The sequence below is a fragment of the Curtobacterium sp. 'Ferrero' genome (assembly GCF_002412165.1).
Taxonomy (GTDB): Bacteria; Actinomycetota; Actinomycetes; order Actinomycetales; family Microbacteriaceae; genus Curtobacterium.
Map to the genome: position 1 here is coordinate 61295 of NZ_NXIA01000013.1, position 25669 is coordinate 86963.

24 protein-coding genes are annotated in these 25669 nt (G+C 69.5%); 4 read left to right on the plus strand and 20 right to left on the minus strand.

Annotation, left to right across the window (positions count from 1 at the left end; genetic code table 11):
* Window positions 1-2 precede the first annotated feature (2 nt).
* The 8 genes from Csp2054_RS12165 to rplS form a co-directional block, all read right to left on the minus strand.
* Window positions 3-1487, minus strand: coding sequence for a recombinase family protein (locus Csp2054_RS12165; RefSeq protein WP_096899579.1), 1485 nt, complete (start codon window positions 1485-1487; stop codon window positions 3-5).
* Complete coding sequence (locus tag Csp2054_RS12170; RefSeq protein WP_255252725.1) at window positions 1420-2454, minus strand: ATP-binding protein; 1035 nt, start codon at window positions 2452-2454, stop codon at window positions 1420-1422. Before Csp2054_RS12170 ends, Csp2054_RS12165 begins: the two co-directional genes overlap by 68 nt.
* A complete protein-coding gene (locus Csp2054_RS12175; RefSeq protein WP_096899580.1) occupies window positions 2451-2822 on the minus strand; it encodes a YraN family protein in 372 nt (123 codons plus the stop codon). The genes Csp2054_RS12170 and Csp2054_RS12175 overlap by 4 nt, the downstream gene beginning before the upstream one ends.
* A 148-nt stretch (window positions 2823-2970) precedes the next feature.
* Complete coding sequence (locus tag Csp2054_RS12180) at window positions 2971-3321, minus strand: histone-like nucleoid-structuring protein Lsr2 (RefSeq protein ID WP_096899581.1); 351 nt, start codon at window positions 3319-3321, stop codon at window positions 2971-2973.
* A gap of 91 nt (window positions 3322-3412) precedes the next feature.
* On the minus strand, window positions 3413-3736 hold the full coding sequence (locus tag Csp2054_RS12185) for a DUF2469 family protein (RefSeq protein WP_022902322.1): 324 nt from the start codon (window positions 3734-3736) through the stop codon (window positions 3413-3415).
* 55 nt (window positions 3737-3791) lie between these two features.
* Window positions 3792-4496, minus strand: a complete 705-nt coding sequence (locus Csp2054_RS12190; protein ID WP_096899582.1) for a ribonuclease HII — start codon at window positions 4494-4496, stop codon at window positions 3792-3794.
* On the minus strand, window positions 4493-5236 hold the full coding sequence (gene lepB / locus Csp2054_RS12195) for a signal peptidase I (RefSeq protein WP_096899583.1): 744 nt from the start codon (window positions 5234-5236) through the stop codon (window positions 4493-4495). Before lepB ends, Csp2054_RS12190 begins: the two co-directional genes overlap by 4 nt.
* 138 nt (window positions 5237-5374) lie before the next feature.
* A complete protein-coding gene (rplS, locus tag Csp2054_RS12200) occupies window positions 5375-5731 on the minus strand; it encodes a 50S ribosomal protein L19 (RefSeq protein WP_096899584.1) in 357 nt (118 codons plus the stop codon).
* A gap of 170 nt (window positions 5732-5901) precedes the next feature.
* Between rplS and map the strand changes: the two genes are divergently transcribed.
* On the plus strand, window positions 5902-6690 hold the full coding sequence (gene map / locus Csp2054_RS12205; RefSeq protein ID WP_096899585.1) for a type I methionyl aminopeptidase: 789 nt from the start codon (window positions 5902-5904) through the stop codon (window positions 6688-6690).
* 59 nt (window positions 6691-6749) lie between these two features.
* Here map and trmD read toward each other — a convergent pair whose 3' ends face one another.
* The 8 genes from trmD to aroA form a co-directional block, all read right to left on the minus strand.
* Entirely contained in the window at window positions 6750-7445 is a 696-nt protein-coding gene (gene trmD, locus Csp2054_RS12210; protein ID WP_096899586.1) for a tRNA (guanosine(37)-N1)-methyltransferase TrmD, read from the minus strand.
* A gap of 5 nt (window positions 7446-7450) precedes the next feature.
* Complete coding sequence (rimM, locus tag Csp2054_RS12215) at window positions 7451-7996, minus strand: ribosome maturation factor RimM (protein WP_176491683.1); 546 nt, start codon at window positions 7994-7996, stop codon at window positions 7451-7453.
* Window positions 7997-8015: 19 nt separating this feature from the next.
* Window positions 8016-8252 (minus strand): RNA-binding protein, encoded by a 237-nt coding sequence (locus Csp2054_RS12220; RefSeq protein WP_022902329.1) that lies wholly within the window; start codon window positions 8250-8252, stop codon window positions 8016-8018.
* A gap of 4 nt (window positions 8253-8256) precedes the next feature.
* The gene (gene rpsP / locus Csp2054_RS12225; RefSeq protein WP_096899588.1) at window positions 8257-8676 is read right to left on the minus strand and encodes a 30S ribosomal protein S16; all 420 of its coding nucleotides are present in this window, start codon (window positions 8674-8676) and stop codon (window positions 8257-8259) included.
* Between the two features lie 144 nt (window positions 8677-8820).
* Window positions 8821-10953: an FAD-dependent oxidoreductase gene (locus tag Csp2054_RS12230; protein WP_255252726.1), complete on the minus strand. Its 2133-nt coding sequence runs from the start codon at window positions 10951-10953 to the stop codon at window positions 8821-8823.
* 4 nt (window positions 10954-10957) lie between these two features.
* On the minus strand, window positions 10958-11779 hold the full coding sequence (locus Csp2054_RS12235; RefSeq protein WP_096899589.1) for an SDR family oxidoreductase: 822 nt from the start codon (window positions 11777-11779) through the stop codon (window positions 10958-10960).
* Window positions 11780-11857: 78 nt separating this feature from the next.
* On the minus strand, window positions 11858-13039 hold the full coding sequence (locus Csp2054_RS12240) for an acyl-CoA dehydrogenase family protein (RefSeq protein ID WP_096899590.1): 1182 nt from the start codon (window positions 13037-13039) through the stop codon (window positions 11858-11860).
* A gap of 3 nt (window positions 13040-13042) precedes the next feature.
* Entirely contained in the window at window positions 13043-16339 is a 3297-nt protein-coding gene (gene aroA / locus Csp2054_RS12245) for a 3-phosphoshikimate 1-carboxyvinyltransferase (protein WP_096899591.1), read from the minus strand.
* Between the two features lie 125 nt (window positions 16340-16464).
* Between aroA and Csp2054_RS12250 the strand changes: the two genes are divergently transcribed.
* Entirely contained in the window at window positions 16465-17595 is a 1131-nt protein-coding gene (locus Csp2054_RS12250; protein WP_096899592.1) for a glutamate--cysteine ligase, read from the plus strand.
* Window positions 17596-17752: 157 nt separating this feature from the next.
* Here Csp2054_RS12250 and Csp2054_RS12255 read toward each other — a convergent pair whose 3' ends face one another.
* From Csp2054_RS12255 to Csp2054_RS12270, 3 genes are all read right to left on the minus strand, one after another.
* Window positions 17753-19045 (minus strand): MFS transporter, encoded by a 1293-nt coding sequence (locus Csp2054_RS12255; protein ID WP_096899593.1) that lies wholly within the window; start codon window positions 19043-19045, stop codon window positions 17753-17755.
* The gene (locus Csp2054_RS12260; RefSeq protein WP_096899594.1) at window positions 19038-19754 is read right to left on the minus strand and encodes a 2OG-Fe(II) oxygenase; all 717 of its coding nucleotides are present in this window, start codon (window positions 19752-19754) and stop codon (window positions 19038-19040) included. The genes Csp2054_RS12255 and Csp2054_RS12260 overlap by 8 nt, the downstream gene beginning before the upstream one ends.
* A gap of 1143 nt (window positions 19755-20897) precedes the next feature.
* Window positions 20898-21581: a ThiF family adenylyltransferase gene (locus tag Csp2054_RS12270; RefSeq protein ID WP_176491684.1), complete on the minus strand. Its 684-nt coding sequence runs from the start codon at window positions 21579-21581 to the stop codon at window positions 20898-20900.
* 591 nt (window positions 21582-22172) lie between these two features.
* On the opposite strand from Csp2054_RS12270, the gene Csp2054_RS12275 reads away from it, so the two are divergent.
* Entirely contained in the window at window positions 22173-22640 is a 468-nt protein-coding gene (locus tag Csp2054_RS12275) for a hypothetical protein (protein ID WP_096899597.1), read from the plus strand.
* A 52-nt stretch (window positions 22641-22692) separates the two neighbouring features.
* Window positions 22693-23970 (plus strand): ATP-binding protein, encoded by a 1278-nt coding sequence (locus tag Csp2054_RS12280; RefSeq protein ID WP_096899598.1) that lies wholly within the window; start codon window positions 22693-22695, stop codon window positions 23968-23970.
* A 64-nt stretch (window positions 23971-24034) separates the two neighbouring features.
* On the opposite strand, the gene ffh is transcribed toward Csp2054_RS12280, so the two are convergent.
* Window positions 24035-25597: a signal recognition particle protein gene (gene ffh / locus Csp2054_RS12285; protein WP_096899599.1), complete on the minus strand. Its 1563-nt coding sequence runs from the start codon at window positions 25595-25597 to the stop codon at window positions 24035-24037.
* Window positions 25598-25669: the final 72 nt, after the last annotated feature.

Consider the following 25669-nt stretch of genomic DNA (forward strand, 5'->3'; position numbering starts at 1 on the left):
ATTCAGTCGTCGTCCTCTGCCGCCGGGTCATTCCACACGATCACCAGCCGTTCCTCGACCGGCTGTCTCGGCCTTGTCGCCGGCTGGACCTCGATCCCGCGAATCATGTCGCTGATGATGTACTGACGCTCCCGGACGCTCCCCTCGGCCCAGGCGTCAGCCAGCTTCCGCCCGGTTGACTCGCGCGTCTTGACGACTCGACCCGGGGCCTCCTGAAGCGCACGCCTCCGCGCCTTGAGCTCGTCCAGCTTCGGCAGGAGCGCCCCGTAGTCGGCATCGTCCCCAGCAAGGGCCGACTGCACGTCCGCAATCGCCTGAGCTACGGCATCGAGCTCCCCGGCGTCGGCTCCTTCTATGCGCTCCGTGACTCGGTACTCGTCGAGCCCGCCGATCATCCCGAGGATGACGCCCTCCATGTGAGCCTCGACGCCCTCGCGGCTGATCGAGACGCCGGGACATGCTTGACCGGGTATGGCCTTGTTGGCACACCGGAATGACCCGTTGACGCGATCCTTCCGGGAGTTGACATAGAGCACGCTCCCGCAGAGCCCGCAGAACAGGAAGCCCGACAGCCAGCTCGACGCCTTCCGATCCTGGTACGGGGCTCGCGCCTTGGCCTTGGTCTGGATCGCGTTCCAGGTCCCTACGTCGATCACCGGCTCCCACCGCGTGATCGGGAGCCCGGTGGCGTCCGTGACGACCCCGTCGCCCTGAGTCGTCCGACCAATCAGCGTGGGAGAGAGCAGGAGCTTCCGCACGGTCGTGATCCGCCACGTCCCCGCGTCGAGCCCATCGACCGGCTTCCCCGCCTGTCTCGCACGCCTAGCCGGAGACTGTGGAGTGGCCACATGTCGCTCCTGGAGCAACCGGGTCACGTCCGTCAAGCTCATCCCCGCGACGAACTTCTCGGCAGCCTCACGAGCCACCGCGGCCTCGTCCGGGTCGAGCTGAAGCGCCTTGCCGCCTCCCTCTCTCATCACCGGTCGGTACCCGAACGGCACCGAGCCTCCGAGCCAGCGCGTCTGGCTGGGGTCAGTCTCGGATAGCACGTACGACCGCATGGCCTTGATCCGGTCTCTCGTGCCCTCGGCCTCCATCCGCGCGACCTCGGATATGACAGACGCCATGAGCCGGAACGCGGGCTGATCCGACCGGAGGCCTTCCTTCTGCGCGAGGAACAGGGCGTCCGGCTTCTCGTCGAGCACGTCCACCAGCTTCGCGACGGCCCCCAGCCCCATGCGGGACCACCGCGACATTTCCCACACCATCAAGACCTCGGCTCGACCCTCGGCCAACATCGCCAAAGCAGCATCAGCCTTCGCCCGCTCAGTCCGACCCGACAGCCCGTCGTCCTGGAAGACCGCGACCACGGGCCAACCCTCGCGCTCGGCCACTTGCCTCAGCTCGCGCTCCTGACGATCAACCGAGACGGACTCCTCGGTCGAGCGTGATACTCGTGTGTAGAGAACCGACCTCTTGACCTTCATGCTTCGATTCTGTCGCGTTCCGTCGCCTTTGGGTGTCCCCTGCTTCGTCGAGGAACAGCACGCCCCGCGTCGCCCGCGACACCGCCCCCGGACGGATCGTGCCGGAACCGCCGCCGATGAGGGCGATCGCCGACGCCGAGTGGTGTGGCGCCTCCCACGGCGGGCGCCGGGTCCACGACTGGTCACCGAGCCCGGCGACGGAGCGCACGGAGGCCACCTCGAGCGCCGCCTCGTCGCCGAGGTCCGGCAGGAGCCCCGGCAACCGCTCGGCGAGCATCGTCTTCCCGGCGCCGGGCGGACCGAGGAGGAGCACGTGGTGCCGCCCCGCCGCGGCCGCGAGCAGAGCCCGGACGCCCACCGGGTTCCCGAGCACGTCGGCGAGCTCGGGCGTCTGGGCGGGGGCCGGCGGCAGGGCGGGAGCGTGCTGCACCGGCTGGACCTCGACCGGTGGGAGCGCCGCGCCGGCATCGATCGCGGCCGCACGCAGCGAGGACACCCCGGTGATGGTCAGACCGCGGACGACACGGGCTTCGTCGACGTTGCCGGTCGGGACGACGACCCGTTCCACCCCCGCGTCGCGAGCGGCGAGCAGCATCGGGATGATGCCGACGACCGGCCGGGTCCGACCGTCCAGCCCGAGCTCGCCGACGTACACCGTGCGCTCCGAGGCCAGCGGCGCGACGTCGGCTCCGGCGAGGACCGCCATCGCGATCGCGAGGTCGAACCCTGATCCCCGCTTCGGCACGGCTGCCGGGGTGAGGTTGACCGTGATCCGCCGTGCGGGCAGCGGGCACCCGGCGTTCGCGGCGGCCGACCGCACCCGGTCGCGGGCCTCACCCAGCGACGTGTCCGGCAGACCGATGATGGTGAAGGCGGGCAGCTGGCTGGTCAGGTGCGCCTCGACCTCGACCAGGCGTCCGGTGACGCCGAGCAGGGCGACGGCGCTCGCGCGTCCGATCCCGGTCACAGGACACCCGCCAGGTGCTGGACGACGTTGCGGGGGCCGTCCACGTGCACGGCGAGCGCGTCGATGCGGATCGCCGGGGCCGACACCTCGGGGTGTGCGGCGAACCAGGCGGGTACGAGGTGCCGGATGCGGCCGAGTTTCTGCCTGGTGATCGCCTCGAGCGGGTGCCCGACGGACGTGCCGGCCCGCGTCTTGACCTCGGCGAACACCAGCGTGCCGCCGTCCCACGCGACCAGGTCCAGCTCGCCCCGGGCACACCGCCAGTTCCGATCCACGATGCGGTAGCCGCGCTCTTCGAGCCATCCGGCGGCGACGGCTTCCCCGTGGCGGCCGAGTCGACCCCGCGCGCCGATGTGTTCCTGTTCCATGTCGTTTCCTCCGAAGCCACGATCACGTGCACACCGGGCGACCGGAGCAAGGAAGCGGAATCAGTGGACGAAAGGTCCGCGGAACGGGCCTGTGCAGGAATGACGGGAGGGCCGGACGGAAAACCCGTCCGGCCCTCCCGAGGAATTGTCAGTGAGCGGCCGCGTACGCTTCCTGCACCTGCGTCGAGATACGTCCACGGCTGGACACCTCGTACCCGTTCTCCTTCGCCCACTCGCGCACCTTCGCGAGCTCTTCGGAGTTGCCGCGCTTCGGCGCCGACTTCGTCGCTCCGGCGGACGAGCTGCGTCGACCGGTCACCTTGCGGGCGGCCGCGATGTAGTCCGAGATCGCCTCGCGGAACTTGTCGACGTTGTCGTTGCTGAGGTCGATCTCGTAGGTGGAACCGTCGAACGCGAACTCGACGGTCCGGCCGTCACCCGGCGTGATGGGCGAATCGTCGAGGTCGTCGACGAGCTGGACGGTGACCTTCTGTGCCATTTCGATCTCCTTGATCGGGGAAGTCTCTCCCGATCAATGTAGCGGAATCATTTCCGATGCGCGCATTCCACCTCGGCGATCCCCGCAACGATCACTCGTCGAGTGCGAGTTCCTTCGGCAATTCGAGTTCACGCGTCGTGAGTTCCTCGACGTTCACGTCCTTGAACGTGAGGACGCGGACAGACTTCACGAACCGATCGGAGCGGTAGACGTCCCACACCCACACGTCGGTCATCGACAATTCGAAGTAGAAATCGTGTTCGGTGTCGCGGCGCACCAGTTCGACCTCGTTGGCCAGGTAGAACCGTCGCTCGGTCTCGACCACGTACCGGAACTGCGACACGACGTCGCGGTACTCGCGGTACAGGGCAAGTTCGACCTCGCGGTCGTAGTCGTCGAATTCGTCGTCATCCATCGCGCCCACAGTCTACGGCGAGCACACGTGCGCGGCCCACACACCGCCGCCGGGGTCAGACGACGGCGTCGAGCTCCTCGAACCCGTCGAGCGCGACGCTCGACGCCTGGTGCAACCACGACCGGCGGTGCAGCGCGTGCGTGCCGACCGCCCGGATGCCGTCGTAGTGCGCGGTCGACCCGTAGCCCTTGTTCGAGGCCCACGCGTAGTGGGGTGCGTCGTCGTGCGCCGCCACCATCAGCGCGTCCCGCGCGACCTTCGCCACGACCGACGCCGCGGCGACGGAGGCGCAGTCGCGGTCCGCCTTCACCCGCACGACGACGTCCAGCGGGTCCACCCCGGCGAGGAGCGCCGCCGGGACGGCCCGCGTCAGCCAGTCGAACGAGCCGTCCAGCACCACCACCGCGCCCTGCAGCGACACCCCGGAAGCGACGAGGGTGGCGAGCGCAGCCGCTCCCGCCTGTCCCAGCGCGGGCACGATCCCCTGCTGGTCGACCACCTCGGCGGACGCCATGCCGACGGCTGTGGGGGCCCACCGCTCGACGACCGGGACGAGTGCATCGCGACGGGCAGCGGTCAACAACTTGGAGTCCGCCAGGCCCTGCGGCACCCGTCCGATGTCGACGGTGACCGCCGCGACCCCGACCGCGACGGGGCCGGCGATCGCTCCGCGACCGACCTCGTCCATGCCGATCACGGTGACCCGGCCCGAGCCGAGCAGCCGTTTCTCGACCCGGAGCGAGGGACGCACCGCGGTCACTTGTCGCGCTCCTCCACGCCGGCGAAGACGTCCGGGTAGTCGTCGAGCCATGCCCACCGGCTCGTCGGCCACGAGATCACGAAGGCGCGGCCGGTGACGTCGGACAGCGGGACGAAGCCCTTGGAGGGGGTGTCCCCGTTGTACCGGGAGTCCTTGGAGTCGTTCCGGTTGTCACCCATCACCCAGATCGTGCCCTTCGGCACGGTGACGGAGAAGTCGGTGGCGGAGGCCGGGGCCCCGGCGGGCAGCTTGAGGTACGGCTCCTTGATGGGGACGCCGTTGACGGACATCTGTCCGAGGTCGTTGCAGCAGGAGACCCGGTCGCCCGGCAGACCGATCACCCGCTTGATGAGGTGGTCGTCGCTGTCGCCGGTGCCCAGACCGATCTGCGTCAACGCCCAGTCGAGCGCCTTCCCGGCAGGGGTGGTCGGCGCGACCTTGGGGACGTCGGTGCCGGTGAGCCAGCCGCCCGGGTCCTTGAACACGACGACGTCACCGCGCTTGAGCGAGACGACGTTCGGCACGAGCTCGTTCACGATCACGCGGTCGTTGATCTGCAGGGTGTTCTCCATCGACCCGGAGGGGATGTAGAACGACCGGACCAGGAACGTCTTGACGAGGAACGAGACGAGCAAGGCCGCGACGAAGATGATCACGAGATCGCGGATGAAGGTGAGGACGCCGTTCCGCTTCTTGCCGGACCGTGGGCGGAGCCCCGGCTCCCTCGTCGTGTCGGTCATTTCCACTCTCGTTCGTGCACACTTCCCCCGCAACGGGAAAGCCCCTCAACAACAGGAAAGCCCCCGTCCACGCACAACCGTACATGGACGAGGGCCCGTCAGCGTCGCCCGGCCCGCGGGCGACCACTGTGAAGGCGATCAGGCGTCGCGCTTCTCCTTGATCTTGCGGCGGGCGGCCTTGCCGCGCAGCTCGCGCAGGTAGTACAGCTTCGCGCGACGGACGTCACCCTTGGTGACGATCTCGATGTGGTCGATGATCGGCGAGTGCACCGGGAACCAGCGCTCGACGCCGACCTGGAAGCTCACCTTGCGGACCTTGAAGGTCTCGCCGAGGCCGTGACCCTGACGCGCGATGACGACGCCCTGGAAGACCTGGATACGCGAGCGCGTGCCCTCGATGATGTTGACGTGCACCTTGATGGTGTCGCCGGGGCGGAAGTCCGGGACGTCGGTACGCAACGACGCCGCGTCGACGTGGTCGAGGAGCTGGCTCATGATGGGTTCACTCTCTGCGGACGCGCACGGGTCGCCGCGGATCGGTTTCGGAATACGTGTGAGGTGCGTGCCCGGTGTCGGCGACTCCCCCGTGGCAGAGTCCAGCCAGGGCACAGCGATCCATCTTGCCACAGGACGGCAGCCCGGCAAAACCGGGCAGGATGGGATCCATGATCGAACTGCGCACCCCAGCTGAGCTCGACGGCCTGCGCGCCGCCGGTCGCTTCGTCGCCGACGTCCTCGACGAGCTCCTCGTCACGGTCGACGTCGGGGTGAACCTGCTGGACCTCGACCGGGTCGCGGCGCGGATGATCGCCGACCGCGGAGCGGTGAGCTGCTACGTCGACTACCACCCGTCGTTCGGGCAGAGCCCGTTCGGCAAGAACCTCTGCACGTCGGTCAACGACGCCGCGCTCCACGGCCTGCCCCACGACCGCGTGCTCGTCGACGGCGACCTCGTCAGCCTGGACTTCGCCGCGAGCGTGGACGGCTGGGTCGCGGACTCGGCCGTCACGGTGCAGGTCGGTGCGCCGCGGGAGGACGACCAGCGTCTCATCGCGACGGTCGAACAGGCGCTCGTCGCGGGCATCGACCAGTTCCGGGTCGGGAACAAGCTCGGCGACGTGTCGCACGCGATCGGCCACGTGGCGAAGCAGGCCGGCTACGACGTGAACCTGCAGTTCGGCGGCCACGGCGTCGGCCGGACGATGCACGGCGACCCGCACGTGCCGAACGACGGGCGTCCGGGTCGCGGGCTCAAGCTCCGCCCGGGCCTGGTCGTCGCGATCGAGCCGTGGCTCATGCAGGGCACCGACGAGCTGTACCAGGACGACGACGGCTGGACGCTCAAGAGCGTCGACGGTTCACGTGCGGCGCACGTCGAGCACACGGTGGCGGTCACCGAACAGGGACCGGAGGTCCTCACCCTGCGCCGCGCCCAGCGCGACGCGACGGCCTGACGGCCAGGAGGCACGGTGCAGGCCCGCCCCGCGCCTCCAGGCCGGAACGACGGAGCCGACTAGTCGGCGTCGGGCAGCAGATCGGGGCGCACGCGACGCGTGCGTTCCACCTGCTGCTCGTGCCGCCACGCGGCGACGCGTGCGTGGTGCCCGCTCAGCAGGACCTCGGGCACGTCGTGGCCGCGCCACGAGGCCGGCTTCGTGTACGACGGGTACTCCAGCAGGCCGTCCTCGTGCGACTCCTCGACGAGCGACTCCGGGTTGCCGACGACACCGGGGACGAGGCGTCCGACGGCCTCGATCATCGCCATGGCGGCGACCTCGCCACCGTTCAGCACGTAGTCGCCGAGGGACAGCTCGACGACCGTCGCCCGCGGTGCGGCCCACTCGAGCACCCGGGCGTCGATGCCCTCGTACCGCCCGCAGGCGAACACGAGGTGGTCGGTGTCGGCGGCGAGCGAGCGCGCGATCGCCTGCCGGAACGGCGTGCCCGCGGGCGTCGGGACGACCAGGGTGGACGAGCCGTCCGGCCGGAACACCGACTCGAGCGCCTGCGCCCACGGCTCGGGCTTCATGACCATGCCCGCTCCCCCGCCGTACGGGGTGTCGTCGACGGTGCGGTGCCGGTCGGTGGTCCAGGCGCGCAGGTCGTGCACGTGCAGGTCGAGCAGTCCGTCGACGCGGGCCTTGCCGAGGAGCGAGACGTCGAGGACCGAGAAGAACTCGGGGAAGATCGTGACGATGTCGATGCGCACGCGGACTAGTCCGTGACGGTCTCGGGCCGGGAGGTGTCCTCGGGATCCTCGAACAGGCCCGTCGGCGGGGTGACCGTGACGGTGCCGGCGGCGATGTCGACCGCGGGCACGATGGCCGACACGAACGGCACGAGAACTTCGCCGCGATCGAGGGTGTCGACGGCCAGGAGGTCCTGCGCCGGCAGGTGGTCGACCCGTGCGACCTTCCCGACGGAGACCCCGTCGCGGAGGACCGTCAACCCGACGAGCTGGTGGTCGTACCAGGCGTCGTCCTCGCCGGTCTCGGCGTCGGCGTCCTGCTCGACCCAGAGGATCGCCCGCGCGAGTGTCTCAGCAGCGGTGCGGTCCGTGACGCCCTCGAAGAAGGCGACCGGGTGGCCGTTGTACCAGCGGAGCTCGTCCAACGTGATGGTCTTGCCCGACCAGGGCGAGTCGTCCGGGACCTGGAGCGTGAACACGGCTCCTGACGTGAACCGACGATCCGGGTCGTCGGTGTAGAGCTCGAGCTTGATGCCGCCCTTGAGCCCGTGCGCCTTCGTGATGCGACCCACCCGGAGCTGGGTCGTCTCCCTAGGAATCGGTGTCGACCACGTCGACCCGCACCCGCTTGCCGTCGGCGAGAGCCGAGACGAGGGTGCGGAGCGCCTTTGCGGTCCGTCCGGCGCGACCGATCACGCGGCCGAGGTCCTCGGGGTGCACACGCACCTCGAGGACCTCGCCCCGCGCGGAGGTGGAACTGGCGACGCGCACGTCGTCCGGGTGATCGACGATCCCCTTGACGAGGTGCGTCAGCGCGGATTCGAGCAAGGAATCAGGCCTCGGTCGTCTCGGCAGCGTCGTCGGCCGGAGCCTCGGCAGCGGCCGGGGCCTCCGCCTTCTTCTCCGACTTCGGCTTGAGGACCGGCTTCTTCGCGGAGTCGGCCACGAAGGCCTGCTTCGGCTCGGCCGTCTTCACCTTGGAGGCGGTGTCCTTCTCGCCCTTGAACTTGGCCCAGTCACCGGTGAGCTTGAGCAGCGCGGCGACCTGCTCCGACGGCTGCGCGCCGACGGAGAGCCAGTACTGCGCACGGTCGGAGTCGATCTCGATGACCGACGGCTCCTCGGTGGGGTGGTACTTGCCGATCTCCTCGATCACGCGACCGTCGCGCTTGGTGCGCGAGTCGGCGACGACGACACGGTAGTACGGCGCACGGATCTTTCCGAGACGCTTGAGACGGATCTTGACAGCCACAATTGCTCCTGTTGCGTGTTGTTGTGGTTGAACCGGAACCGCGGGCGTGGGGGCACACACGGTGGAAGCTCGATGGAAGTCGTGAACTGCTGGATAGAGGGTCGAGCAGCCACGATTCGACCGTTCATTGTTGCAGATTCCGCGTCACGGCGCGAGTCGACGCACCGCTTCGAGTGCTTCGCTCGTCGCGCGGACCGCGTCGACGTTCCGGGCGTCGCGAGCACCGCCGACGACGGCGTACGGCACGCCGGCGGCCTGGAGGCCCGGCTCGAGCCCGGCGGTCGTCGCACCACGGTCGGCACCCGCGTCCCCCGTCGCCCGTTCCTGCCCGGCGCAGACGACGACGTGGTCGGCGGGGACCGCCGACTCCTCGCCGTGCTCGTCGCGGACCCAGAGCGTGCCGGGCTCGATGCGGAGGTACTCCTGCACCCCGCCGAGCATCCGGACGCCGGCGTCCCGGAGCCGACCGATCGCGACCCACCGCGAGGTGATGCCGATCCCCGCGCCGAACTTCCCGGAGCGGCGGAGGACGGTGACGTCGCTGCCGGGACGGAGCGTGCGCGTCGCGGCCGGGAGGCGCTGCGGCACGTCCCCGACGACCTCCGTCGACACGTGGACGTCCCAGCGGCGCGCGAACTCGTCGGCGCGGACCTGCTCGTCCGGCGACTCGACCAGGAACGCGGCGGTGTCGATCCCGATCCCGCCGCCGCCGATGATCGCGACGGTACCGGCCGGCACCCCGTCGCGGAGCGCCCGCTCGTAGGACACGACGTGCGGCAGGTCGGCACCGGGGACGTCGACGGCGCGCGGGACGACGCCGGGGGCGAGCACGACGGCGTCGCTGTCCACCAGGTCCGCCGCGGTCGCCGCACGTCCGAGGCGCACGGCGGCGCCGCGCGCGTCGAGCTCGGCGCGGGCCGCACGGACGGTCGCGGCGTAGTCCTCCTTGCCGGGCACGAGCGCGGCCAGGTCGAACTGTCCACCGAGGCGGTCGGACGCCTCCCAGAGCGTCACCCGGTGACCGCGACGGGCCGCGTCGACGGCGGCGGCGAGTCCCGCCGGTCCCCCACCCACGACGTCGACTCGCTTCGGAGCCTCCGTCGGCCGGAGCGGGAACGCGAGCTCGCGGCCGGCGCGGGGGTTGACGAGGCAGGAGACCGGGGCGCCGACGATCGAGCGGTCGAGGCACGCCTGGTTGCAGCCGATGCACGTGTTCACGAGGGCGAAGGCACCCGACAGCGACCGGTCGACGATCGCGGGGTCGGCGAGGAACGGGCGGGCGAGGGCGACGGCGTCCACGAGGCCGTCGGCGAGCACGACCTCGCCGTCGCGGAGGTCGGTCATCCGGTTCGACGCGATGACGCGGACGTCCGGGTGCGGGGAGTCGCGGACGACCCGGGCGACGCGTTCGGCGTAGGCAAGCCAGGCGCCGTGCGGCACCGCGGCCTGGACGGTGGGGGTGCGGGACTCGTGCCACCCGATCCCGACGGAGATCCCGTCGATGCCGAGCGGCAGCAGCTCGTGGACGAGCGCGTCCACCTCGTCGTCGGTCGTCGACCCGGGCATGAGGTCGGCGCCGGACAGCCGGATCGTCACCGCGAGCTCGGGGACCGCGGCACGCACCGCGCGGACGACCGACACCGCGAAGCGTCGGCGCCGCTCGGGCGACCCGCCCCACTCGTCGTCGCGGAGGTTCGTCAGCGGCGACTGGAACTGGTTGATGAGGTAGCCCTCGGACGCCATGATCTCGACGCCGTCGAAGCCGATGTCCCTGGCCGACCGCGCTGCGGCGGCGAAGTCCTCGACGGTGCGCTCGACCTCCGCGCCCGTCAGCTCCTCGGGGACGACGCCTCGGGCAGCCGCCCACGGGAGCGCGGACGGTGCGACCGCACGCTGCGGGCGTCCGTGCCGGTCGACCATGCCGTTCACGAGGGCGTACCGGCCCGCGTGGAACAGCTGCGCGAGGACCGCTCCGCCGGCGTCGTGCACGGCGTCGACCGCCACGCGGAACCGCTCGTCCGCGCCGTCCACGCCGAACACCGCGAAGTCGGGCCCGCCGCGCGCCTCGTCGCTCACCGCGATCCCGCCGGTGACGATGAGCGCCGCCCCGCCCTCGGCGCGCTCCCGGTAGAACGCCGCCATGCCCGCGCCGCCGTCGTCGTGCACCTCGAGCCCGGTGTGCATCGACCCCATCACCACCCGGTTCCGGAGGGTCAGCGGGCCGAGGGTCCACGGCGAGGCGATGACGGCGAGGTCGGGCATGGCGACGGTGCTCATGCCCCTACTCTGCCGCAGGCAGGACGGCGTCCCGCAGCGGCGAGGTCGTGTCGGCCCAGTACGGCGGCGCGATGACGGTGAGTCCCCCGTCGACCGAGAGCGTCTGGCCCGTGATGTACGACGCCTTGTCGGACAGCAGGAAGTCGACCGCGTCGGCCATGTCGTCGGCGGTGCCCGGACGCTGGAGCGGGAGCTTCTCGAGCACCGAGTCCATCGGCGCCATCCCCGGCACGGAGTTGTAGAAGTAGTCGAGCGAGTCGGTGTCGATCAGGCCGCCGTTGACAGCGTTCACCGTGATCTGCCGCGGGCCGAACTCGACGGCCATGTACTTCGTGTACGCCTCGGTCATCGCCTTCGCCGCGCCGAGGGCGGCGTAGGTGGGGAACGCGCGGAGCGAGCCGTACGAGGTCACCACGACGATGCGGCCGCCGCGGTCCATCAGCTCGGCAGCGCGCTGCGCCCCGAGCACGAACGACCGGGCGTTGGTCGCGTAGCTGCGGTCGAGGTGGTGCAGCTTGAGGTCGGCGACGGGCTTGAACGCGCTCGCGGCCGCGTTGGCGACGAACATGTCGAGCCGGCCGTAGGTGTCGCGGACGAGGTCGAACAGCGCGTCGATCGACTCCGGCTGCTCGATGTCGACCTGCGCCGTGATGCCGTCGCCGCCGGCCGCGCGGACGTCGGCGAGGGACTCCTCGGCGAGCTCGGCGTTGCCCTTGTACGTCACCACGACGGTGACGCCGCGCTGGCCGAGCTTCTGCGCGAGCAGGCGGCCGATGCCGCGTGAGGCACCCGTGATGAGCGCGATGGGAGCGGTGGTTGCAGCCAATGTGTTCCTTGCGTTGTCAGGGCCGCCAGGCGCGGTGCGGGCCCGCACCGCGCCTCCCGGCCGTCGTGTGGTTGCGGTTCAGAACCCGGCCTTGCCGGTGACGACGGCGCGGCCGACGACCAGCTTCTGGATCTCGTTGGTGCCCTCCTCGAAGCGCTGCGCGCGCGCGTCGCGGTAGACGCGCTCGATCGCGTTGCGCTTCCAGTAGCCCTGCCCGCCGTGGACCTGCAGCGCCTTGTCGGTGACCCGGGCGAGCATGTCGACCGCGACCATCTTCGAGGCGCTCGAGAGAGTGCCCGCGTCGGGGCGGCCCTCCTCGTACGCGCGGGCGGCCTCGAGCACGAGCGCCCGGGCGGCGGCGATGTCGGCGTAGTTCTCGGCGAGGTAGAACTGGATCGCCTGGCGGGTGGAGAGCTTCTTGCCGAACGTCTCGCGCTCGTTCGCGTACTCGACCGCGAGCTCGTTGGCACGTTCCGCGAGGCCGACGGCGCTCATCGCAACCGAGACGCGGCTCGGCAGGAGGAAGCCGCCGAGGGCGACCTCGAGGCCCTGGCCCTCCTCACCGAGACGTGCGGAGGCGGGGATCGGCGTCTCGGTGAAGCGCAGGATCGCGTGGTCGGTGCCGCGGATGCCCATCGTGTCGGAGTCGTCGATCACCTCGGCCCCCGGCAGGCCCGAGTTCGGCATGAGGAACGCCACGGTGCCGTCCTGGCCGGTGGTGCCCTCGAGGCGCGCGGCGATGAGCCAGTAGTCGGCCTTGACGCCGAACGTGATGAGGTGCTTCTCGCCGTTCATCACGTAGGTGTCGCCCTCGCGGCGGACCGTCGTTCGGATGTCCGCGCCCGTGCCGGCGGTGGCCTCGGTGAGCGTGAACGCGACGAGCTTGTCGCCCGCGACGCTCGGCTTGACGACCTCCTCGATCTGCTCGGGGGTCGCGTACGGCGCCATCGCCCGCCAGGTGCCGTTGATCACGTGCACGAGCATGCGGATCGAGGCGTGCGAGCGGCTGACGATCTCCATGACCTCGAGGTAGCGCGAGAACGGGATGTCCCGTCCGCCGAGCTCGCGCGGCGCGGCGAGGCTCAGCCAGCCGCGGTCCTTGAGCTCCTGGAACAGCTCCGGAGCGACGCGCCCGGTACGCTCGATCTCGTCCGCCCACCGCTCGCCCGGCCCGCGGACCCACTCGGTCACCTCGGCCTTGAGATGCTCGAAGGCGGCCTCGTCGAAGGCCGTGCTCGTCGTGTCGTCGACGATCGTCATCGTTCAGTTCTCCTTCGTGGTGGTCGCCGCGCCGTTCGCGACGAGCGCCGCAGCCCGGTCCCGCAGGACGTTCTTCTGCACCTTGCCGACCGCGTTCCGCGGCAGCTCGTCGAGGTACTCCAGCCGCTCCGGCCAGTAGTACTTGCTCACGCCCGCCGTGTCGAGGTACCGCTGCATCGACGGGAAGTCGAGGCGCTCCCCCGCCGCCGGCACCACGAAGGCGCAGGCGCGCTCCCCGAGCCGGTCGTCCGGCATCGCCACGATGGCGACGTCCGTGACCGACGGGTGCTGGTACAGCAGGTTCTCGATCTCCACCACGGGGATCTTCTCACCGCCGCGGTTGATGACGTCCTTGACCCGGCCCGTGATCGACAGGAAGCCCTTCTCGTCGACGGTCGCGAGGTCGCCCGTGCGGTACCAGCCGTCCTCGGTGAACACGTCGTCGGTGAGGTCGGGACGGTCGAGGTACCCGCCGAACATCGTCGGCGAGTGCAGCTCGAAGTTGCCCTCGGTGCCGGCGGGCAGCTCGTGGCCCTCGTCGTCGACGATCCGGATGCGGATGCCCGGGAGTGCCCGGCCGTCGTGCCCGTACGCGTCGGCGGGGTCGTCGGACGGGCTGGACAGCGCACCGAGGCAGGTCTCGCTCGTGCCGAACGCCCCGAGGATCGCGCTGCCGAGGACGTTGCTCGCCCGCTGTGCCAGGGCGCGGGGCACGGCGGCCCCGGTGGGGACGAAGATCCGGAGGCTCTCCGGCGCGGGCGCACCCGACTCGACGAGGTCGACCAGGTCGGTCAGGAACGGCGTCGCGCACTGCACGAAGGTGGCCCTCGCGACGCCGAACGCCTGCTCGAGCGCGACGCGGCCGTCCCACACCGGCTGGATCACCTGCGGCGCGCCGAGCCGGAAGGCGAGGAGCATGCCGTACAGGAACCCGGTCTGGTGGGCGAGGGGCGACGGGATGTAGATGCGGTCGTCCTTCGTCAGCCCGGACTGCGCGACGTGCATGGCGGTCGCCGTGCCGAGCGTGCGGTGCGGGTGCTGCACGCCCTTCGGCTCGCCGGTGGTGCCCGACGTGAAGAGCAGCTGGCACACGTCGTCCGGCCCGGGCGCGTGCGACCGGATCTCCTCGACGTCGACGTCCACCGAGTCGAGGGCCGTGTCGAAGTAGCGCCAGTTCCAGTCGCTCGCCGCCACGCGTTCGGCGGCGTCGGCGGGCAGCGGCGGCTGGTTCGTCGGCACGTCGACGTGTCCGCGCGCCTCGGACCGGAGGACGATGACGTGCTCCACGGCGAGGCGGCGCCGTTGCGCCCGTGCCTCGTCGACCACGTCGAGCAGCTCGAGCGCCGGGCGCCGCTTGCGGAACACGTTCGGCAGGAACACCACGCGGGCCTTCGACCGCGCGAGCGTCATGGTCGTCTCCCGGGGCCCGAACACCGGCATGATCGGGGTCGCGACGGCGCCGATCTGGATCGCTCCGAGCGTGATGGAGACGAACTCGCGCCAGTTCGGCAACTGCATCGCCACGGACTCGCCGTGCCGCACCCCGAGTTCGAGCAGCAGGGCGGAGACGCGGTCCGCCTCGTCCTGCAGCTGTCGCCACGTGGTCTCGGCCGGGACCGCGCCGCCGACCTCGACGACCGCCAGTCCGTCGGGGTCCTCGTCGGCGAGCCGGCGGACGCGCTCGCTGAGGACGAGCGGGTCGGCGTCGACCCCGGCGAGCGCGGGAGCGCCGGCGGGGCCGGGGGCAGGCTGCACCGTGCGGTCGGCCTGCGCCGTCCGGCCGGGCGCCGTCGTGTCGTCCGCAGGCACCGTCCGGTCGATTCGTTCACCGCTGCTCGGCTGCACCGTCGGTTCCGTCGCGTCGCCGAGGTCGGTCCGCTCGTTCGACGTGCTCTGCTGCGAGGAGGCCGTGGTCGCGCCGTCGTGACGACCGTCCCCGGCTGCGAGCTCGCGCGGCACGTCACCGACCTCCATGTCGAGGCCGAGACCGTTCATCGCCTCGAGGAACGTCGGGTAGGAGATCCGGTACGCGCGCGGGTAGGTCAAGGAGCTGGCGCCGTCCGCCTTCGACGCGGCGACGGCGAGCGACATGAGCACGCGGTGGTCGTTGAACGACGACATCGGGGCGCCGTGCAGCTCGCCCGGCCGGACCCCCGTCACGCGCAGTTCGTCGGAGCCCTGCTCGGCACGGCCGCCCATGCGGTTCAGCTGGAGCATCGCCGCGACCCGGTCGGACTCCTTCAGGCGGATGTGCGCGACGTTCCAGAGCCGGGTCGTGCCCTCGGCGAACGTCGCCATCGTGGACAGGACCGGCAGCAGGTCGGGGATCGGCTGGCAGTCGATGTCGAGGGCGCGCAGCGGGGAGCCGTCGTGCTCGATCCGGACGAAGCCGGTCTCCTCGTCGATGCGCATCGGCACGCCCATCGCGGCGGCCAGGTCGAGGAACTCGGCCTCCGGGTGGTCGGTTTCGGCGGTGGTGGTGGCCGTCATCCCCCGCAGCAGGACGTCCGACTCGCGGATGCCCGCCGCGGCGATGCCGAACGCGGCCGAGCCGATGTCCGGCGGGATGACGAGGTCGTGCGGGGTGGCCTGCTGCCCGGCGGGGATCCGGTACTCCAGCCAGTCGTCGGACACCTCGACGGTCAGGCCGAACTCGCGCATCATCCGCACGGTCAGCTCGACGTACGGCTGCTCGTTGAGCCGGCCGCCCGTGATGTGGATGCGGGTCTCCCGCTCGGCGAAGGGCGCGACGAGCAGCAGGCCGGAGATCCACTGCGACAGCGTCCCCGCGATGGAGACGTCACCGCCGCGCGGTCGTCCGGGCTGCACGGTGACGGGCGGGCAGTCGTTCGTCGCCTGCAGCTGGATGCCCATCTGGGTGAGCGAGGTGAGGAGCGCCTTGATCGGACGGCGCTGGAAGTACTTCATCCCGGAGAGCGTCATCGGCTGGTCCGCGAGGGATGCCAGCCCGGTCATGAAGTAGAGCGTGGTGCCGGACGAGCCCATGTTGAGGATGCCGTCCGCGCCGCGCGATCCGTGGTCGACGACGTCGGTCGCCCGGTAGCGGCCGCCGAGGCCGGTCACGTGGTACGCGTCACCTCGGCGCTTGATGTCGACCCCGAGCGCGCGGAGCGCCCCGATGGTCCACTGCACCTGCCGCGTGGCGCTGATCCCGGAGAGGACGCTCGTGCCCTCCGCGAGCGAGGCCAGCACCAGTGCTCGGTGCGCGTGGTACTTCGAGACGGGGACGTCGAGTGTCCCGACGAGTGGTGCGGACGTACCGCGCACGACCAACTGCATGCGTACCTCTTCCCTGTGAGGTGTCCCACGGTAGTACCGTTCTGGAACGATGTGTTCGAGCGGGGTGCACGATCGCGGAGCGCTTCCCTTGTGCGTGTCCGACAACCGACCGGCAGGATGGCCGCATGGACATCCGCTTCACAGATTCCCACCCGTCGACCATCGGTGTCGAGTGGGAACTGCCGCTGGTCGACCGGGACACCGGCGATCTCACTCCTCGCGCGCCTGCGGTCATCTCAGCCGTGCAGGAACGGCTGGGTGATCCGGACAAGGTGACCGAGGAGCTGCTGACGAACACGGTCGAGGTCGTCACGGGTGTCCACGAGACGGTCGCCGGTGCCACCGCGGAGCTGTCCGGCATCATCGGCGAGGTCATCGACGCCGCCGAGCCGCTCGACGCCCAGGTCATGTGCTCGGGCACGCACCCGTTCGCGCTCTGGGACCAGCAGGAGATCACGGCGGACAGCGAGCACTACACCACCCTCATCGACCGGACGCGGTGGTGGGGCCGGCAGATGCTCATCTGGGGCGTGCACGTCCACGTCGGCATCGATGACCGCGACAAGGCGGTGCCGATCATGAACGCGATGCTCGCCTACGTGCCGCACCTGCAGGCGTTCACGGCGTCGAGCCCGTTCTGGGGCGGCACCGACACCGGCTACGCGTCCAACCGCGCGCTCATGTTCCAGCAGCTGCCGACCGGCGGGCTGCCCCCGGCCATCGACGACTGGAGCGGCTTCGAGACCGTCGTCGACGACCTGACGAGGACCGGCGTGATCGACGGCTTCAAGGACCTCCGGTGGGACATCCGTCCGTCGCCGGGGTGGGGCACGCTCGAGAACCGTGTCTCCGACGGCATCTCGACGCTGCACGAGGTCGGCGCCGTGACCGCCTTCGTCCAGTGTCTTGTCGCCGCGCTGTCCGACCGGCTGGACCGCGGCGAGGTGCTGCCGTCGATGCAGCCGTGGTTCATCCGCGAGAACAAGTGGCGTGCCGCCCGCTACGGCATGGAGGCGGAGATCATCACGAACGCCGCCGGCGACGAACGGCTCGTGACGGACGAGGTACACGACCTCGTGCAGCGCCTCGACCCGATCGCGGAACAACTCGGCTGCCAGCAGGAGCTGCACCACCTCGACACGATGATCGAGCAAGGGGCGTCCTACCAGCGGCAGCTCAAGGTCGCCCAGGAGAACGGCGGGGACCTCCGCGCGGTCGTCCGCCACCTCGTCGGCGAGCTCGCCAGCTCACTCTGACGACACGGTCCCGACCGGACGGGAGGCGCGGCACCGGTCCGCGACGACCCGTCCCGTCGCCGAGACACATCGCCGAAGCCGCGACGCCCCGCCGACGCCCCGCCGAGGCCGACGGTGTCTCGCGAGCTGGGCGGCGGGCCGCTCCGACCCCCTCGGGTCAGCTGACCGTCGCGTTCGATATGCCCGGTATGCTGTCCGTGCGCGGGGAACCGTCCCAGTCCCGGATGCGGAACACCCACCAGGCGGACAGCGACATGCCGACGGCGGCGATCCACAACGGCACATTCAAGGTGATGACCAGACCGATCAACCCGCCGAGCAACGCACCGGGGATCTCCCCCATCAAGGCAAGGACGCGTTCTGCAGCTGCGATGCGGCCTGCTAGGGCGGATGGACTCCTCATCTGACGCACCGTGTTGAACAGTACGACACAGATCACCATGCACGCGGAGAACACCGCTTGCGCGAGAGCGATGACGACAACTGCCGAGCCGTTCAGGATCTGCTCTGCGTTGATCATCGCCACGACGGCCAGACCGGGGACGAAGAGGGAGGCTGCGTAGAACTTCCTCGTGTGACGCGAAACGATACTCAGGCTGGCCGCACCCGCGCCCGCGAGCGCTCCAGCGCCCGCGACGATACCGACAACCGCGAGTTCTCCCGCGCCGAAGTGGAGCACTTTCACGCAGTACACGAGGAACACTGCTTGAAATCCTGCGCTGAAGAAGTTGAACTGCGTCGATGAGAGCGTCAGCGGGCGCAAGGTGTCGTCATCCCAGACGAAGCGCAATCCAGCCGTCGCGGATGTGCGCTCGGTGCCAGCCAGTCCGCCGCTGTTCCGGGTACGTTGACCTGAGCTCGACTGAGCAACGCGTTGACGACGGAGGAGTCCGAAGCACACGGCTGCAGCAACGAGGAAGGCCAGTGACCCGCCGGCCGCGCTCGCCCCGAAGCCCACCAGCAGCACGAGCAATCCGCCTACACCAGGTCCGATGAGATCGGACACGACGGAACCTGCGCGGAGTGCCGCATTGACCCGGTTCAGGCGCCTCCCGTCGAGTTGCTCGATCGTCGTCACAGCGGTTGTGACCCCAGCGTCGTGGATCAGCCCTCCGACCCCGACCAGGAGCATCGCGATGTAGAGCATCCACATGTGCGGATCGACGACGAGTCCGATCGCGAGCAACGCCGTGGAGATGAACCGCAGAGCGTCGGCCATCGAGACCGCTCGAACGCCTCCGACACCATCGATCAATCCTCCGACCACGAACCCGAAGCACAAGGCCGCTACGGAATCGACGAGGTTCAGCAGCCCGAGTTCGAACGTGTTCGCGTCGAACAGCTCCACGGCCGCGAGCGGGACGACGAAGAGGACGATCTGCATGCCGAGAGCGGCAGCGGTCTCCCCGCAGGCGAGCGCAAGAATCCGTGAGGCGCTGCGCTCACCCACGCGCTCGACCAAAATGCACAGCGATCGAGTACCTGTCCCAATCTCCCGAGTGGTTCGCTTCGACCTGGTGGAAGTGATGCCCAGCCAGACGCATCACTGCAACCGTGCCGGGACGAGGTTCCACGACGCCGCATCGTCCGTCAGGTTTCTCGGCGATCAACCGAGTCCCGGCACCGTCGGGCCACGAAGCATGGAGGAAGAAGACCAGCCCGAACAACCGCCCGTCGTACACGTCGTCGTGACGGCGCAGGTAATGGCCCGGTCGGTACCGCGCGATGTCGGCGGTCCGGAACTCGATGCTCTCCCCGGCGATCACGCCCATAGCAGCAAGGACGGGCTGCTGGTGGAGGGCAGCGAGGAGGCCACGGAGGGCGAAGGCGTCCCGCTGTGGCTTCCGGAGCGTGTCCGAGAGCGAGAAGCGTCTCGCGGGAGGGAGGTCCCGGAAGCGGGAGGGATCAACGAACGCCACCTCCCCGTCTTCGTCGATTGTCCAACCCTCCTCTTCCCATCCGACGTCGCTTTGCATGTCGTCGAGGACCGAGGCCACGCCCACCGCTTCCGGGAGCTCGACCACCTGAGCGACAGCGTCGTCACGCAGGACGGCGCGCAGTGCCGCGCAGAAGAGCTCCCCACTGAAGAAGTCCGTGGCTCCGGAGAGCACGCGGTGTCCACGGCTGACAGCGTCGTTGTGCTCGGCGTCGTTCACCATGTCTTGATTCCTTCCAAGGGCACGATGCCCGTACTCGAAACGACTGGGCTCCAGTCGAAGTTGTTTGCACTCGCAGCGACGTACCGCGCGACGAAGCCGACGCCAAGCTCGGTCGTGACGCTCCGCTCGAGCGCGGAAGCGCTCAGGCTGCCCGCGTCGGCCGCACGAAGGAGACTCTCCCAATCGGTCGATTGGGGTGTCACCCACGGGACAGCAAGCAACGCGCGAACCAAACCAGACGCGGCACCGCTCAGGGGCACGACCACCTCGAGCTGGAGGTCGGCCGACGTAGGTCGCCGCACGGCCTCCGTGAAGGACCGCACTCGACGCGACCAGGGACGCTCTCCACCAACCGGTGGGAGAACTTCGCAAATACTCCCAGCGACTTCCGTATTGGGGTGGAAATCGGTGTGTTCAATGACGGGCTCAGTCGTGTCCCCGAAGGCGACCACTGGTTCATCATCGACCAAGAACCCTCCGGAGCGTGAACTTCGCACATTGAGCGCACGACGCAATCGCCCTCCCCGGAGAGTGCGCCGGCTCCCGTTGTGCACGGAGGGCAAAAGGACGAAGCGGAGCCGGGTCAGCGTGGGGACCGTGTCGTCCCCCTTGTGATGCGGAAGACCCGCTGCGACAAATCCCCCCGGATAGCCGGGATCGAACCTGTCGGTCGATACGACGTCGATGAACTGCGATCTCCACGGGTACCGGTCCGCTTCGGCACCGCGATGACGTGCACGCCCGGCGCGGCTGGCATCGCTGAGACCGAACCAGAGATCGAACGCGTCAAGGTGCGGGCGGAGATCGTCGAGAGGCGACTTGGTCGAGAGGACGACAGTCCGGTCTCCGACTGCTCGTGCCGACGTCAAGAACGAGAATGCGGCTGTGCCTCGCAACTGGGCGGTGGTTCGCCACTCCGCGATCAACGCGGACGCGGACGGCACGAGCTCAGGAGCGAGGTCAATCTCCCAGGAGCGCTCCCCCAATCGCTCAATCCGCTCCGCCCCCACCCATTGCCACTCGCCGCCAGACCCCGCTTCAACCAGAGGGACCGCCCACAGTCGACTGACCTGCATACCTGCCCAATCCCCGGTCGCGTGTCCGATCGATTCCGGGCGACGATCAAGGACAAGAGCAAGGCACTCAGGCATCGACAAGCTCGAATGGCATCTCGAGACCGGTCAGGAATTGGATCGCCACATGCGATGCTCGCGCAGACACCATCGCATTGGTGGTTCCGAGCGATGCGCTCGTCCCGCATACCGAGACGTGGGGACCGGGCCCTGAGTTGGGAGCGAACACGAACCCGCGCCTGATACCGACGCTGGCCGAAAGGAACGGCAAGTCGACTTCGCTGAGGGCGCTCGTAAGATCCCGAACAATCGTCTCTGGCGGCTCATCGACCGCAATGAAAACGAGGTCCGGAGCGTACGAGCAGAGTCGCTCCACGAAGCGCTCGCCCGCATCCACAGTGGCGTGTTCAGTCTCGCAGCGCGCCGAGGTGCAACGTTCCTCTACGTACCGACGAGCGACAGCGACTTTCGCTTTGCCGACATCGTCGGGCGTGTAGATAGTCTGCCTGTTGAGATTTGATTGCTCAACCCGATCATGATCGACAAGCAAGAAGTGATGAACCCCCGCCGCCACCATGAGGCGCAGGAACTCAGTACCGGTGCCACCCAGACCTAGGATCGCGATACGACTGCTGTGAAGTTTTTCTTGCGCCAGCATTGCGCGGTCAGGATACTGCGCGAAGGCACGGAAAAAGTCGAGTTGTCGGCGATTGTGACGAGGGTCGATCTGTGGAGTCCCGATCTCGATCAACACGGATCGTTCAGTAAGCGTTCGGCCGAGCCGCTCGGATGTCCGAGGTAGCTCCTCACCGGACTCCAAACGATCAAGGAAATCAGTTAACGCCCCTCGCGCCCTGACTATGACCTCGCGGTGTTCGTCGAAGAAGCAAACCTCACGCTCGCTCATGAGCTCGTAGGACCAGCCCGGTCTCAACATTCGCCTCATAGGAAACTCCAGTGCTCAACGGCGGGGAAGAGCACGAACGCACTCCTCCCCGCCGAGGTCCGAACGTCAGGTGCGGTTGACGACCCGGTGCGTCACGTTGTCGATCTCCTCGATCTCGAAAACGTCTTCAGTCACGTGCTTCTGCTCCATTGCTTCACCCCCTCGTAGCGTGCAACATCAACATACTAGTAGTAGACATTGGTATGCAAGCTCCCTGAGGTGAGGGCGGGTTTGTTCGCAGTGGCGCAGCGACCACCACCTTTACGACGCTGTTAGCTCTGCGGACTCGCACACTTCCGCGGACGCAACCCGACGGACGACCACGCCCGACAGAACCGAGCTGCCGCGCAGCTCGCCCTCGGACGCGAGACCGAGTCGACCGCGGGCTTCTGGGGGGTCGTGCACGAGCGTCCCGGCAACGCCCCGGCCGCCCGGGGCCTGCGTCGGTCGGCCCTCGGAACGCTGCAACGGCTGCGCGTCGTCGTCGGCGGGAGCGCCATCGCGGGGTTCTTCGCCGGCGTCCCGCTCGGCGCTCCGGGTCCGACCGTGACCATCGCGGTCACGAGCTGGTCGGTCGCGGCTGCGCTGGTCGCCATCGGGGTCGTGCTCGTCGTCCGGTCGGTCCGACGGAACCGGGAGCCCCTGGTACGGCTGCTCCGAGGATCGCCGCTGCTCCGGACCGTCGTGGCGCTGCTGGCCGTCGCAGCGGCGCTCGTGGTGCTGGCGCCGGCCGTGCCCTTCGCGTCCCCCTGGCCTCCGCTCGCGGCGTTCGCGCTCGTCGTCGTCGTCGCGTCGCTGTTGTCGTTCGTGCTGCACTACCAGGCAGCGCCTCCCGCACCGGGCCGCCGACGTCCAGCTCCGGACTGAGTCCGGACCGTGCACCCGTCAGCCAGAACCGACCCCAGCCCCGAGGAATCCCATGGACCGTGAACCGAACGACCCCGTGATCGATGCGCTCCGCCGGGCCGTGGCGTCCGCGCCGGACGACGTCGCGCTCCGCGTCCACTTCGGGCAGGTCCTCCTCGCCGCGGGCAGGACCGCCGAGGCCACCGCCGAGGCCGCGGCTGCGCTCGCCGTCGACCCGATGGACGGAGGAGCGAGCGCCCTCATGCTGGCCACGCTCCGAGGCGTGTCCGCATCGACATCAGCAGAACCATCACCGGGAGGCTCGACGGAGACCGGCGCGACGGCCGACGGCCCGACCACGGTGGCGGACGACACCCCGTCGTTCGACTGGCGAGCTGCCGAGCGTGAGGTCGAACACCTCGTGGGTCCGGCGTTCGTCTACGACCTCGAACACGACGAACCGGTGCCGTCCTCGGCGTTCTCGGTCGAGGACCCGGGGACCCGTTTCGCCGACGTCGGCGGCATGGAGCTCGCCAAACAGCGGCTGAACGCGGCGTTCCTGGCGCCGCTCGCGAACTCGGAGCTGCGCTCGCTCTACGGCAAGAGTCTCCGCGGCGGTCTCCTGCTCTACGGGCCGCCCGGGTGCGGCAAGACGTTCATCGCTCGCGCCGTCGCGGGCGAACTGGGCGCACGGCTCCTCAGCGTCGCCATCACGGACGTCCTCGACCCCTACATCGGTGCGAGCGAGCGCAACATCCAGGCGGTGTTCGAGGCTGCGCGGGCGGCCGCTCCGTGCGTCGTGTTCTTCGACGAGGTGGACGCGCTCGGCCAGCGGCGCAGCCAGACCCGGAGCTCGCACGTGCGCGGGATGGTCAACCAGCTGCTCACGGAACTCGACGGCATCAGCGGGGGCAACGAGGGCGTGTTCGTCCTCGCGGCGACGAACCAGCCGTGGGACGTCGAACCGGCACTCCGACGTCCGGGACGGCCCGACCGCACGGTGCTGGTGCTGCCACCGGACACCCCAGCCCGTGAGGCGGTCTTCCGCACCCACCTGCGTGATCGGCCGCTCGAGCGGGTCGACGTGGGCGTGCTCGCCCAGCGGACCGAGGGCTTCTCGGGCGCTGACATCGCCTACGTGTGCGAGGTCGCGGCCGAGCGTGCCCTGATGGACAGTGTCGCGAGCGGGACGGCTCGGATGATCCGGATGGACGACCTGCTCGGCGTGTTGGCCGAGGTCCGGCCGTCGACACGGTCATGGCTGGAGACGGCACGGAACGTGGTGCTGTTCGGCGAGGACGACGGCACCTACGCGGACCTCCGGGCCTACCTCAAGAAGTCCAAGCGCTGACCGCGGGACGGACGGGAGGCGCGGTGCCAGCTGGCACCGCGCCTCCCGTCTGTCGGCGGTCGCGTCAGCGACCGAGGAACTTCTGCAGCGACTGCATCTCTTCCTCGGTGGGGGCTTTCGGGTTCTTGGCGTTCGCACCGCCGAAGCCGAAGCCGGACCCCTTCGCCGCCTGCTGCTGGGGCTGCGCCGCGGCACCCGACGCGAGGGCCGCGCGCTTGGCCGGATTGCCGACCTTCTTCTTCTTCGCGCCGCCCTGCTGCTGCTTCTTCTTGCCGCCGTGCATGCCCGGGATCGGTCCCATGCCGGGCATCTGCGGCACGCCGCCACGGGCGACGGTCTTCATCATCTTCGCGGCCTGCTCGAAGCGGTTCACGAGGGCGTTGACCTCGGTCACCGTGGTGCCGGAACCCTTCGCGATGCGGAGACGACGCGACCCGTTGAGGAGCTTCGGGAGCTCGCGCTCCTGCTTCGTCATCGACTGGATGATCGCCTCGGTGCGGACGATCTCGCCCTCGTCGAAGTTGTCGAGCGCCTCGCGCATGCCCTTCGCACCCGGGAGCATGCCGAGCATGCCCTTGATGGAGCCGGCCTTGCGGAGCTGCTGCATCTGCTCGAGGAAGTCGTTCAGCGTGAACGAGTCGCTGGCGATCTTCTCGGCGACCTTGCGGGCCTCGTCCTCGTCGAAGGCCTGCTGCGCCTGCTCGATGAGGGACAGGATGTCACCGAGGTCGAGGATGCGGCTCGCCATGCGGTCCGGGTGGAACGGCTCGAAGTCGTCGAGGCCCTCACCCGTCGACGCGAACATGATCGGGCGCCCGGTGACGCTGGCGACCGAGAGCGCCGCACCACCGCGGGCGTCACCGTCGAGCTTCGACAGCACGACGCCCGTGAAGTCGACGCCCTCCTGGAAGGCGCGTGCCGTGGCGACGGCGTCCTGACCGATCATGGCGTCGATGACGAACAGGACCTCGTCGGGGTCGACGGCCTTGCGGATGTTCGCGGCCTGCTTCATCAGCTCGGCGTCCACACCGAGGCGACCGGCGGTGTCGACGATGACGGTGTCGTACTGCTGGTCGACCGCGGCCTTGATCGCGTTCTTCGCGACCTTCACCGGGTCTCCGACGCCGTTGCCGGGCTCCGGCGCGAAGACGTGCACGCCGGCCTGCTCGCCCACGACCTGGAGCTGCTGCACGGCGTTCGGGCGCTGGAGGTCGGCCGCGACGAGCATCGGGGTGTGGCCGTCCTTCTTGAGCCACTTGCCGAGCTTGCCCGCGAGCGTGGTCTTGCCGGCGCCCTGGAGGCCGGCGAGCATGATCACCGTCGGCGGACGCTTCGCGAACTCGAGCCGGCGCTGCTGTCCGCCGAGGATGCCCACGAGCTCCTCGTTGACGATCTGGACGACCTGCTGCGCCGGGTTGAGGGCCTTGTTGACCTCGTCCGACAGCGCGCGCTCGCGCACCGCCGCGGTGAAGGACTTGACGACCTCGAGCGCGACGTCGGCGTCGAGGAGCGCCCGTCGGATCTCGCGGACGGTGCCGTCGACGTCGGACGGGGACAGACGACCCTTGCTCCGCAGGTTGCGGAACGTCTCGGTCAGCCGGTCGGAGAGTGAACCGAATTGCGCCATGATCCGTCGATTCTACAAGGCGGCCGCCGACAGCCTCCGCCGCGTGCCCCGGTCGGTTGTTGTACGGCGTCC